We start from the raw sequence: 12,192 nt of genomic DNA, 5'->3' as shown, positions 1-12,192 counted from the left end.
ATTCTCCAGTCATCAGGCAATTTCAGGGGCGCATCCATAGCGATAGGCGCGCAATACATCCTGTATTTTGTCAATGATCAGGCTGTGTGGCGTTGCGGCGATCTCATTTAGCGACGCGCGTTCCAGTTGTACGGGTAAATACTGGCTAATCAGCCCTAACGGCAGCGTTGTGGCGCTGAGGTTCGCCAGCAGTTTCTCGACGCTCTGGCGAATGCGTGGGTGCGGCCAGTAGTAGCGAATGCGATCCGAAAGGCTGAAGTGGATATCCACCATCGACTGGCTCCAGGTCGGACGGTAATACTTTTTCCAGTAACCCGGTTCGTTAAGCATCACTTCATCGATCACCTCCAGTACGCGACTGCGGTTTTCCGGCGCAATCAGTTCGTTTTCCATTTGCGCCAGCGCAAAAATGGCTTCGCGCAGCGCAAAGGTCAGCGCAGGCCCAACTTTCAGAATGGCGAAATGGTCGCGTACCAGCGCACGGTAAGCCTGGCGGGACTGGTAATCAGTGGAGTGCGCTTCGTAGACCATTGGCGTCTGGCGGATCCAGCCGGAAAGCGCTTCTGCTGCCTGCGGCTGATAGTGGATCACCTGGGTATGATCGAATTCAACGCCTGGCTGCACGACGATCGCGGTGACGCGGTTCATTGCGTCATCCAGCCCCAATGCGTGGAAAGCGACGCGGTGCGTTTCCAGCGTGCGTGCGGCATCTTCGACGCGCGTAACGTGAACCGTATTGATACTGCTGGCTTCGCCGCCGGGAACCGGTACTTCAGTGCCAATCACATAGGTCAGGTTTTTTTTCAGCGCGTCGCTGGCGGTTTCTTCCGCTGCCTGGCACAGACGTGCGGCGCGTTCGGCGACAACATGCGGTTCCAGCGGAACTGGATCGTCAGCGCATGACATCGATGCATCCAGATGGATCTTGCTGAAACCGGCAGCGACATAGGCTTTAATCAGCTCGACGGATTTTTCCATCGCAGCGGCGGCGGTTTCGTTCTGCCAGCAGTTTGGCCCAAGATGATCGCCGCCCAGGATCAGCCGCTCCCGTGGAAAGCCGACCTCATCGGCGATGCGGTAGACGAAGTCGCGAAAATCGGCGGGCTTCATACCGGTATAGCCGCCAAACTGGTTGACCTGATTCGAGGTTGCTTCGATCAATACTTTCGCGTCGGTCGATAAATCAAAGCGCAGCGCGGCTTCAATGACCAGCGGGTGCGCTGAGCAAACAGAACAGATACCGAGGTGCTCCCCCGCTTTATGGCGGGCAATAATCTCTTTCACTTCTTCCTCCGGTTATTACGCAATATTTTCAAAAGGTTGTGGCGTTACAGCTTGCCTTCGCAGCCGCAAACGCCGATCACTTTGCGCACCACCTCTTTCATGGCTGTTTTGGCCGGAACCATGTAGTGGCGCGGATCGCTGGCATCCGGGTGCGAGGCAAACCAGGCCTTTAACGCATCCGAGAAGGCGATTTTCAGTTCGGTGGCGACGTTCACCTTGCAAACGCCCAGCGCGATGGCGCGGCGAATATCCGCAGCAGGCAGCCCGGATGCGCCGTGCAAAACCAGCGGAATATCAACTTGTTGGCGTATTTCCGCCAGCCGTTCAAAATCGAGTTTCGGCTCGGCGGTATAAAGGCCGTGCGCAGTGCCAATCGCCACTGCGAGCGAATCAATACCGGTTTTCTCGACGAAATCTTTGGCCTGTTGTGGGTTGGTGTAGCGGGTGTCTTTTGCATCGACAATCAGATCGTCTTCTTGCCCGCCGAGGCGGCCCAACTCCGCTTCCACGCTGGCGTCGTAGCGATGGCATAAATCCGTTACCGCTTTCACCAGCGCAACGTTGTCGTGGTAGGGGAAGTGGGAACCGTCAATCATCACCGAACGAATTCCGGCCTGAACTTTGGTTTCTATGTCGCTGAGTGTTTCATGGTGATCGAGGTGAATGGCCAGCGGCTGGTTATAGTGCCTTGCCAGATTACCGGCGATAGCGACCAGATTGCCGACGCCTGCATAACTGAATGTCCCTGGTGTACCCGCAACAATCAGCGGGGAGCGCAATTCGGCAGCCGTTTCGACCACCACTTGTAAGGTTTCGAGATTGTGGATATTGAAGGCGGGCACCGCGTAACCTTCACGTTGTGCTTTGTTAAGCATGGTTTTCGTCGAAATGATATACACACAGCCTCCGAAATCTTTCGTTTGTTTTCTTCGAAAGAATTTATAGGCTTTCGTAATGTTTTTTTGTGATTGGCGTCTGAAAAATGAAAGGTTCGAAAGTGAAAGGAAGGTTGTGAAAGAAAAAGCAGACAAAAAAAAGCATGGCCGAAGCCATGCTTAAAAGTGAGGTTTACGCTTTTGTTATTAAAATCAAGTCACCGGAGCCGGGTTAAACACAGCCAGCTGGTTATGCAGCCCCCACTGATCGGAGAAGGTTTTCTTACGACCGCTGGCGACATCAAGGATAAAGTGGAACAGCTTCCAGCCCACATCCTCGATGGTCTCTTCGCCCGTAGCGATCGTCCCGGCATTGATATCCATTAAGTCATACCAGCGATTTGCCAGCTCAGTGCGGGTCGCCATTTTGATTACCGGTACGGCAACCAGGCCGTACGGCGTGCCACGCCCGGTGGTAAACACTTGTACAGTGATCCCGGAAGCCACCTGCTGCGTACCGCAGACGAAGTCGCTCGCCGGTGTTGCGGCATAAATCAGCCCGCGTTTGGTCGGACGTTGACCCGGAGAGAGCACTTCAGAGATGGCGCTCTTACCGGATTTCGCGATCGAACCCAGCGCTTTTTCCACGATATTCGCCAGGCCGCCTTTTTTGTTCCCCGGAGAAGGGTTGGCGCTGCGGTCGGTTTTACCCATGTCGAGATAGTTATCGTACCAGGCCATCTCTTCCAGCAGGCGTTTGCCCACTTCTTCGTTGATGGCGCGCGGCGTCAGCAGGTGAATCGCATCACGGACTTCGGTCACTTCGGAGAACATCACCGTACCGCCGCAGCGAATAATCAGGTCAGAGGCATAACCCACCGCCGGGTTCGCGGTAACGCCGGAGAATGCATCGCTGCCGCCACACTGCATACCGACTACCAGTTCGGAAGCCGGGCAGGTTTCACGTTTACGCTGGTTCAGCTTGGCCAGATGGCGCTCTGCAACCTGCAGAATATCGTCAACCATCGAGCGGAAGCCCACATGCTGCTCATCCTGCAAACGAACAATACTGGCGCTGTCGACCGGAATGGCTTTCACGTCCTCGGTCCCTTCCAGCAGACGTTCCGGCTGCAATTTTTCACAGCCCAGACCAATGACCATGACTTCGCCGCCGAAGTTCGGGTTCAGCGAAATGTTATGAATGGTGCGAATGGGAATGACTGCCGCCGGTGCGTTAATGGCCACGCCGCAGCCATACAGGTGATTCAGGCCGACCACGCCGTCAACGTTCGGGTATTTCGGCAGCAGATCGCGCTCAATGATCTTCACGACGTAATCCACCACGCCTGCAACGCAGTGCACGCTGGTGGTCAGGCCGAGCAGGTTCTTGGTGCCGACGCTGCCATCCGCGTTGCGGTAACCTTCAAAGGTATACCCCTCCAGTGGCGGCAGCGGCTCCGGGACTTTCGTCGCCAGCGGCAGTGTATTCAGCGGCGGTGCTTTCGGCAGCTCAACCATGGATTCATCAATCCAGCTACCGCGGGGGATATCGCGCATGGCGTAGCCAATGATCTCGCCATAGCGCACGATTTCGCCGTGATGGGGGATATCAACCAGCGCCACTTTATGGCCTTGCGGAATATGCTCAATTAGCTCGAGACCATCCGGAAAACGGGTTCCCGCCTTTAAGCCATTGTCATTGACGATGATAGCGACATTATCCGTGTCGTGTACCTTAATATAAAACGCCCCTGGCGGTTGCTGTCTAATTTCAATGTTGGACATTGTCAAGTAATCTCCAGCTAACTTATACGATGCAGTGCTCTATAAAAGCGGAATCATTCTTTATTCTGGAATTAATATCGGGAATAAAAATCTTGTTTGCTGAAATAAGAATGTCAGGAGTTTAAATAGTAAAATGTGATCTAAATCACTTATTATCCCGATTCCCTATCTGGCGGGGCTGCATATTGCAAGATCTGTGCATCAGCGCCCAGGCTTATGTGCAAATGCTCAAAATAATCTTTTAGGGCATTGTTAAAATTGAGCAACCCACCAGTGTGTGGCGTCCGGTCGGTGATTATACTGAGGCTAATAAAATCGAAGTGCCAATTATCTGATAATAAGTTTCGAGTGCTTAAATAAAATCTCAGATAAGAAACATCACAATAATTATATTTTAAAGTTAGCGGTGCCCGAGGAAATTAAAAATGACTATCGAACATTCTGCCGTGGAAACAAAACGGGGTTTGCCCACCCGTTATTTAATTCTGCTGATTATATTTATCGTAACAGCAGTGAATTATGCAGACCGCGCCACACTGTCCATTGCCGGGACAGAAGTGGCGAAAGAGCTGCAACTGGATGCTGTATCGATGGGCTACATTTTTTCGGCTTTCGGCTGGGCTTACCTGCTGATGCAAATCCCTGGCGGCTGGCTGCTTGACCGCTTCGGCTCTAAAAAAGTGTACACGTGGAGCCTCTTTTTCTGGTCGCTCTTTACTTTCCTGCAAGGTTTTGTCGATGTTTTCCCGATCGCCTGGGCCGGCATTTCCATGTTTTTCATGCGTTTTATGCTGGGCTTCTCTGAAGCGCCTTCATTCCCGGCGAATGCCCGCATTGTTGCGGCATGGTTCCCGGCGAAAGAGCGCGGTACGGCATCAGCGATTTTTAACTCTGCGCAGTATTTCTCGCTGGCGCTGTTCTCGCCGCTGCTGGGCTGGTTGACCTTTGCCTGGGGCTGGGAACATGTGTTCACCGTGATGGGCGTGATCGGTTTTGTGCTGACCTTTGCCTGGGTGAAATTTGTCCACAACCCGACCGATCACCCGCGTATGAGCCGCGAAGAGCTGGAGTATATTGAGAAAAACGGCGCGGTTGTCGATATGGACCACAAAAAAGCCGACGATGGCAAAAATGCGGGTCCAAAAATGGATTATATCAAGCAGTTGCTGTGCAACCGCATGATGCTCGGCGTGTTCTTCGGGCAATACTTCCTGAACACCATTACCTGGTTCTTCCTGACATGGTTCCCGATTTACCTGGTGCAGGAAAAAGGCATGTCGATACTGAAAGTTGGGTTTGTCGCGTCCATTCCGGCGCTGTGTGGTTTTGCCGGTGGCGTGCTGGGCGGGCTGTTTTCTGATTATCTGATCAAGCGCGGCTCCACCCTGACGATGGCGCGTAAGTTCCCTATCGTGGTCGGGATGTTACTGGCTTCCAGCATCATTCTGTGTAACTACACCGATAGCACGGCGATGGTAGTCGCACTGATGGCGCTCGCCTTCTTCGGTAAAGGTTTTGGCGCGCTGGGTTGGCCGGTTATCTCCGACGTCGCGCCGAAAGAGATCGTCGGTCTGTGCGGTGGTGTATTCAACGTATTTGGTAACGTGGCTTCTATCGTGACGCCGCTGGTCATCGGATACATGGTTAAAGAGTTGCATTCTTTCAACGGTGCGTTGGTGTTCGTAGGCTGTTCAGCGCTGATGATGATGGTCTGCTATCTGTTCGTGGTTGGCGACATCAAACGTATGGAATTGAAGAAATAAGCAACGACACATTTTAAGGTACAAAAGATGAATAACGATATCTTCCCAAACAAATTCAAGGCCGCGCTGGCGGCCCAACAGATTCAAATCGGTTGTTGGTCTGCGCTGGGTAGTCATATCAGCACTGAAGTTCTGGGCCTGGCAGGCTTTGACTGGCTGCTTCTGGACGGCGAACACGCCCCAAACGACGTGCTCACTTTTGTACCGCAATTAATGGCGTTGAAAGGCAGCGTCAGCGCGCCGGTAGTACGCGTGCCGACTAACGAGCCGGTGGTCATCAAACGCCTGCTGGATATTGGCTTCTACAACTTCCTGATCCCGTTCGTGGAAACCGAAGAAGAAGCGGTAAATGCGGTAGCGGCAACCCGTTATCCGCCGGAAGGCATTCGTGGCGTGTCGGTTTCGCATCGCGCCAATATGTTCGGCACCGTGCCGGATTACTTCCGTCAGTCCAACGCCAATATCACCATCCTGGTACAGATCGAAAGCCAGGCCGGTGTGGATAACCTTGATGCAATCCTTGCCACCGACGGCGTGGATGGCGTGTTTGTCGGCCCAAGCGATCTGGCGGCGACGCTGGGTTATATCGGTAACGCGGCACACCCGGAAGTTCAGCGCACCATTCAGCACATTTTTGCCCGTGCGAAAGCGCACAACAAACCGAGCGGCATTCTGGCGCCGGTGGAAGCTGATGCTCGCCGCTACCTGGAGTGGGGCGCGACCGTGGTTGCGGTTGGCAGCGATTTGGGCGTGTTCCGTTCGGCGACGCAGAAACTGGCCGACACCTTTAAAAAATAACCAAACCACCCTTTAAAAGAGAGACGCAATTATGACGATGAAAGTTGGTTTCATTGGCCTTGGCATCATGGGTAAACCAATGAGTAAAAACCTCATTAAAGCAGGTTACTCACTGGTGGTCGTGGACCGTAACCAGGAAGCGGTGGCTGAACTTATCGCTGCGGGTGCGGAAACGGCAGCGAACGGCAAAGCGATTGCTGAGAAGTGCGATGTCATCATCACCATGCTGCCGAACTCCCCGCATGTGAAAGAAGTGGCGCTGGGCGAAGGCGGCATTATTGAAGGCGCTAAAGCCGGTACCGTGCTGATCGACATGAGCTCCATCGCACCGCTGGCCAGCCGTGAAATCAGTGACGCGCTGAAAGCGAAAGGCGTGCAAATGCTTGATGCGCCGGTAAGCGGTGGCGAACCGAAGGCGATCGACGGTACGCTGTCTGTGATGGTTGGCGGCGACAAAGCGGTCTTCGACAAATACTACGACCTGCTGAAATCCATGGCCGGTTCTGTCGTGCACACCGGTGATATCGGTGCGGGCAACGTGACCAAACTGGCAAACCAGGTGATTGTGGCGCTGAACATCGCTGCGATGTCTGAAGCGCTGACGCTGGCAACCAAAGCCGGTGTTAACCCGGATCTGGTGTATCAGGCTATCCGTGGTGGTCTGGCGGGCAGCACCGTGCTGGACGCGAAAGCGCCAATGGTGATGGATCGCAACTTTAAACCGGGTTTCCGTATCGATCTGCACATCAAAGATCTCTCCAACGCGCTGGATACATCGCATGGCGTGGGCGCTCAACTGCCGCTGACCGCCGCAGTGATGGAAATGATGCAGGCGCTGCGTGCTGATGGTCTGGGCAACGCCGACCACAGCGCCATTGCGTGCTACTACGAGAAACTGGCGAAAATCGAAGTGACTCGTTAATTAAGAAGGGCGCGGCTCTGCGCCCTGGATTTCTTGTACATCCACATCTTCAGGCCACTGTGGGCCTGAAGGGTGAAGTGCGCGGCACTATCAGGCTCACAATTATGAAAATCGTAATCGCCCCAGACTCTTATAAAGAAAGCCTTTCTGCTACTGAAGTAGCTCAGGCGATAGAAAAAGGATTTCGGGAAATTTTTCCTGATGCTCACTACGTGTCAGTTCCGGTTGCCGACGGCGGCGAGGGAACAGTTGAAGCCATGATTGCCGCCACTAAAGGTACTGTGCACACCGCGCACGTTACAGGCCCGCTGGGGAATAATGTTGATGCCCGGTGGGGGATGTCCAGCGACGGGAAAACCGCTTTTATTGAAATGGCGGCGGCCAGCGGTCTGGCGCTGGTGCCACCAGAATTACGTAACCCTTTGATTACCACTTCGCGCGGCACCGGGGAACTTATTTTGCATGCGCTGGAACATGGGGCGACCAACATTATTATCGGCATTGGCGGCAGTGCGACCAACGATGGCGGGGCGGGTATGGTACAGGCGCTGGGCGCCAGACTGACCGATGCGAACGGCACCGAGATTGGTTACGGCGGCGGCAGCCTGATAAGCCTGAATGCGATTGATATTTCCGGGCTGGATCCGCGCCTGAGCGATTGTACGATTCGCGTGGCCTGCGATGTGACCAACCCGCTGACCGGCGAGCAGGGCGCATCGCGTATTTTTGGGCCGCAAAAAGGGGCCACCGAAGCGCTGATCGTTGAGCTGGATCGAAACCTTGGTCACTTCGCCGACGTCATCAAAAAATCGCTGCGAGTGGATGTGAAAGAGGTTCCTGGCTCCGGTGCGGCAGGTGGTATGGGCGCGGCGCTGATGGCTTTCCTCGGCGCGGAACTGCGCAGCGGTATTGAGATTGTGACCCAGGCGTTGAATCTCGAAGAGCATATTCATGACTGTACGCTGGTGGTGACCGGCGAAGGGCGTATCGACAGTCAGAGCATTCACGGCAAAGTACCGGTCGGCGTAGCGCACGTTGCTAAAAAATACCATAAGCCCGTAATCGGGATTGCCGGCAGTCTGACCAGCGATGTCGGCGTGGTTCACCAGTACGGTATCGATGCGGTGTTCAGCGTGTTGACCGGCATTACCACGCTGGAAGAGGCGTTCCGCGGCGCGTTTGATAATATTTACCGCGCGTCACGCAATATTGCGGCCACATTGCAGGTCGGAATGCTGACGGAAGGGTGACAGGCGCGCGCAAACCCACTATACTGCGCGCCGAAGCTGACCAGACAGTCGCCGCTTTGTTGCAGTCCTCCTTCGGGGGAGACGGGCAGAGGGGAGGAAAGTCCGGGCTCCATAGGGCAGGGTGCCAGGTAACGCCTGGGGGGCGCAAGCCTACGACCAGTGCAACAGAGAGCAAACCGCCGATGGCCCACGCAAGTGGGATCAGGTAAGGGTGAAAGGGTGCGGTAAGAGCGCACCGCGCGTCTGGCAACAGTTCGCGGCACGGTAAACTCCACCCGGAGCAAGGCCAAATAGGGGTTCACAAGGTACGGCCCGTACTGAACCCGGGTAGGCTGCTTGAGCCAGTGAGCGATTGCTGGCCTAGATGAATGACTGTCCACGACAGAACCCGGCTTATCGGTCAGTTTCAATTTTTCAGGCAAAACCCGCTTCGGCGGGTTTTTGCTTTTCTGCGGCGAGAGATGAATGACTGTCCACTCCGTTTTCTGCCACTTTTCGTAGGCCGGATAAGCGCAGCGCCATCCGGCAAATTGCCTGATGGCGGCTACGCCTTATCAGGCCTACTCCCTGACCTGCAACTCCTCAACTCCACAACCATCAAGAACATCGTACTGTTCCCTTAAGCTCCATTGCTTCTAACCATATAAAAAAATATCCACCCGGGCATATGACGAAAAGCGCTACTCTGTTTCAGAAGGGTTTTATTGCTACGGGAGTCTTGCCGCTATGGAACAAAATTCAGTGCTTATCATTCAGGTGGGAGATGCCCCGGAACCGCTGCGCCAGGCTCATGGCGATATTCCGCTCTGGTTTTGCGAGCTGCTTGGATATTCGCCGGAGGAAGTGGACGTTGTGCGCGTCTTCGAGGGCGAAACGCTGCCCGCCCCGGATGCCAGCCGGGTGGCGATCATCACGGGTTCGTGGGCGATGGTTTCGGACAGACTGCCATGGAGTGAAAAGACTGCCGCATGGATCCGCGATGCAATGGCGATAGAGATGCCGCTGTTTGGCGTTTGTTATGGTCATCAGTTAATGGCATGGGCGCTGGGTGGCGACGTGGAATATCATCCGAAAGGCCGGGAAGCGGGAACGCAAACGGTCTACCTGAATGCCGCAGCGGCAAACGATCCGCTGCTCAGCCATCTGACGGAGCCTTTTCCGGCGCACCTGACGCACCGGCAAACGGTCACTCGCTTGCCGGAAGGCGCAGCGGTACTGGCCTCGTCTGCGCATGATAATCATCAAATCGTCCGCTATGGCCCGCGCGCGGTTTCCGTACAGTTCCACCCGGAAATGACGCCGGAAATTGCCACGGATCTGCTGCGTCTTAACCGCGCTAACATCGAAAAAGAGGGCACCGATGCCGATCGCTTAGTCGCTGGTGTGCTTCCTGCGCCGGATGCCGCAGAGATCCTGCGTCGCTTCGTGCAGGACGTTACCGGTTACAGCAAGGTGCGGCGCTCAATTCACGCTGCCCAGTGAACGATCTTCCGCTGAAAAGAACGCGCGCATTAAATCTCTTGCGCTTTTGCCTCCCCATTTTTGGGGAAGCGGCTTTATTGCCATAGAGGCTTATCGCTGGGGAAATGCATGAAAATGCCCCGGTATAAACCGGGGCAGGAAGGTCAGGCGGCTTCTTCTTCGGCCAGCCGGATTTCGGCTTCGGCGACGATAGCTTCCAGCTCGGTCAGCATCTCTTCAAACCCAAAGGCCGGAAGCGGTTCATGGAGCGTAGGCTGTGCGAGGACGCTCTCAAAAGATATTTTAGTTACGCAGCTATTCATATACTCACCTGCTAAAACATAACTGTCATACTGGTAAATCTATCAGCAAAGCGCGCAACGGCGTGTCGGCAACTAACGTTATGTTAGCCTCATCACGAATAAAAGCGCCGTCACCGCAGGTCAGGGCTTCTTTCGCTTCGCAATGCGTAACCGCATGCACCGTGCCGTGGATCGATTGCAGATAGGCGCGCGGACCATGTAACTGAATTGTCAGCTCTTCGCCTTTTTTCAATTCGATATGGTGCAGCCACACTTGCTGACGCAGTTGCAAACTTCCCTGGCTGCCATCCGGCGAAGCCAGCAGTTGTTGCGATGCATCGGCAATCGTCATTTTCTGCACCGGTGGATTTTCGCGCTCCGGGCAGGCATCAAGCCACAACTGCATACGCGTTAACGACTTGTCTTTGTTCAGGTTATGTTCGCTATAGCTGATGCCGGGTTGAGTGGCGATAAGCAGCGCTTCACCGGCTTTCGCCTGGACATGGTTCCCTTCGCTGTCGCGGTATTCTGCTTCACCTTCAAGGATCAGGTTCAGAATATCCACTTTCGGGTAGGCCCGTGGCTGGAAGGAGGCACCTGGAGCAAGGACTTCCTGGTTCAGTACACGCAGGGAGGCATAACCTAACAGTTTCGGGTCAAAGTAATGTCCAAAAGAAAAAGTGTAGCGGGCCTGAAGCCAGCCGAAGTCAGCTTGTCCGCATTGTTTTGCAGTACGGGTAGTAATCATCGTTATTGACCTCTCTTTACTTAAAACAATGTTAAAGGTATGGACGATGCATTGTTAGCCAGATATTCTGCCTGGTATGTTCAAATTTACTGAATGAGAACAATAAATGTCGAAAGAAAGGGCACTTACGCTGGAAGCGTTGCGCGTGATGGATGCGATTGATCGGCGCGGAAGCTTTGCCGCTGCGGCGGATGAGCTGGGGCGCGTTCCTTCCGCACTCAGCTACACCATGCAAAAACTGGAAGAAGAACTGGACGTGGTGCTCTTTGACCGCTCCGGCCACCGGACCAAATTCACTAACGTCGGGCGTATGCTGCTGGAGCGCGGACGCGTGCTGCTGGAAGCGGCAGATAAACTAACGACCGATGCCGAAGCGCTGGCGCGCGGTTGGGAAACGCACTTGACGCTGGTTACCGAAGCGCTGGTGCCGACGGTTGAACTCTTCCCGCTGGTGGAGAGGCTGGCGGCGAAAGCCAATACGCAATTATCGATTATTACCGAAGTGCTGGCTGGGGCGTGGGAGCGGCTGGAGCAGGGGCGTGCGGATATTGTTGTCGCGCCGGATATGCACTTTCGTTCCTCCTCGGAAATTAACTCCCGCAAGCTCTACTCGGTAATGAATGTGTATGTTGCCGCGCCGGATCACCCGATTCATCAGGAGCCGGAACCGCTGTCGGAAGTTACTCGGGTGAAATACCGCGGCGTGGCAGTGGCGGATACCGCCCGCGAACGGCCGGTGTTAACAGTACAACTGCTGGACAAACAGCCGCGTCTGACGGTCAGTACCATTGAAGATAAACGCCAGGCGTTGCTGGCAGGCCTCGGCGTGGCGACAATGCCTTACCCGCTGGTGGAACAGGATATTGCCGAAGGCCGGTTACGGGTGGTGAGCCCGGAATATACCAGCCAGGTGGATATCATTATGGCGTGGCGTCGCGACAGCATGGGTGAAGGTAAAGCCTGGTGCCTGCGTGAAATCCCCAAGCTGTTCGCCGGTAAATAAT

Annotated in this window: 11 protein-coding genes and 1 other RNA gene; 7 read left to right on the top strand and 5 right to left on the bottom strand. The window is 54.7% G+C overall.

What is annotated here, in order from left to right:
- Positions 1 to 12: 12 nt before the first annotated feature.
- The 3 genes from gatZ to garD all read right to left on the bottom strand — a co-directional run bounded on the left by gatZ (position 13) and on the right by garD (position 3,944).
- The gene (gatZ, locus tag C0557_RS22915; RefSeq protein ID WP_208661446.1) at positions 13 to 1,284 is read right to left on the bottom strand and encodes a tagatose-bisphosphate aldolase subunit GatZ; all 1,272 of its coding nucleotides are present in this window, start codon (positions 1,282 to 1,284) and stop codon (positions 13 to 15) included.
- 44 nt (positions 1,285 to 1,328) lie between these two features.
- Positions 1,329 to 2,183 (bottom strand): tagatose bisphosphate family class II aldolase, encoded by an 855-nt coding sequence (locus C0557_RS22910; RefSeq protein WP_208661438.1) that lies wholly within the window; start codon positions 2,181 to 2,183, stop codon positions 1,329 to 1,331.
- 189 nt (positions 2,184 to 2,372) lie between these two features.
- Complete coding sequence (gene garD, locus C0557_RS22905) at positions 2,373 to 3,944, bottom strand: galactarate dehydratase (RefSeq protein ID WP_043956430.1); 1,572 nt, start codon at positions 3,942 to 3,944, stop codon at positions 2,373 to 2,375.
- A gap of 425 nt (positions 3,945 to 4,369) precedes the next feature.
- On the opposite strand from garD, the gene C0557_RS22900 reads away from it, so the two are divergent.
- From C0557_RS22900 to C0557_RS22875, 6 genes are all read left to right on the top strand, one after another.
- Positions 4,370 to 5,707 carry an MFS transporter gene (locus C0557_RS22900; protein ID WP_208661436.1) on the top strand — a complete coding sequence of 446 codons (1,338 nt, stop codon included), beginning with the start codon at positions 4,370 to 4,372 and terminating at the stop codon, positions 5,705 to 5,707.
- A gap of 27 nt (positions 5,708 to 5,734) precedes the next feature.
- Entirely contained in the window at positions 5,735 to 6,505 is a 771-nt protein-coding gene (gene garL / locus C0557_RS22895; protein ID WP_007369961.1) for a 2-dehydro-3-deoxyglucarate aldolase, read from the top strand.
- 31 nt (positions 6,506 to 6,536) lie between these two features.
- The gene (gene garR / locus C0557_RS22890; protein WP_035887912.1) at positions 6,537 to 7,427 is read left to right on the top strand and encodes a 2-hydroxy-3-oxopropionate reductase; all 891 of its coding nucleotides are present in this window, start codon (positions 6,537 to 6,539) and stop codon (positions 7,425 to 7,427) included.
- A gap of 104 nt (positions 7,428 to 7,531) precedes the next feature.
- The gene (garK, locus tag C0557_RS22885; RefSeq protein WP_208661434.1) at positions 7,532 to 8,677 is read left to right on the top strand and encodes a glycerate 2-kinase; all 1,146 of its coding nucleotides are present in this window, start codon (positions 7,532 to 7,534) and stop codon (positions 8,675 to 8,677) included.
- A gap of 32 nt (positions 8,678 to 8,709) precedes the next feature.
- Positions 8,710 to 9,089, top strand: an RNA gene (gene rnpB, locus C0557_RS22880) — RNase P RNA component class A.
- 314 nt (positions 9,090 to 9,403) lie between these two features.
- Positions 9,404 to 10,159 carry a glutamine amidotransferase gene (locus tag C0557_RS22875; protein ID WP_208661432.1) on the top strand — a complete coding sequence of 252 codons (756 nt, stop codon included), beginning with the start codon at positions 9,404 to 9,406 and terminating at the stop codon, positions 10,157 to 10,159.
- 143 nt (positions 10,160 to 10,302) lie between these two features.
- Here the strand turns inward: C0557_RS22875 and C0557_RS22870 are convergent, their stop codons facing one another.
- On the bottom strand, positions 10,303 to 10,461 hold the full coding sequence (locus tag C0557_RS22870) for a hypothetical protein (RefSeq protein ID WP_208661430.1): 159 nt from the start codon (positions 10,459 to 10,461) through the stop codon (positions 10,303 to 10,305).
- Between the two features lie 25 nt (positions 10,462 to 10,486).
- The gene (locus tag C0557_RS22865; protein WP_208661428.1) at positions 10,487 to 11,188 is read right to left on the bottom strand and encodes a pirin family protein; all 702 of its coding nucleotides are present in this window, start codon (positions 11,186 to 11,188) and stop codon (positions 10,487 to 10,489) included.
- Positions 11,189 to 11,294: 106 nt separating this feature from the next.
- Here C0557_RS22865 and C0557_RS22860 point away from each other — a divergent pair, with 106 nt between their 5' ends.
- Positions 11,295 to 12,191, top strand: coding sequence for a LysR family transcriptional regulator (locus C0557_RS22860; protein WP_074778500.1), 897 nt, complete (start codon positions 11,295 to 11,297; stop codon positions 12,189 to 12,191).
- Position 12,192 lies beyond the last annotated feature (1 nt).

It is taken from the genome of Kosakonia sp. MUSA4 (genome assembly GCF_013085925.1).
GTDB lineage: Bacteria > Pseudomonadota > Gammaproteobacteria > Enterobacterales > Enterobacteriaceae > Kosakonia > Kosakonia sacchari_B.
This window is presented reverse-complemented; position numbering and strand designations above follow the sequence as displayed.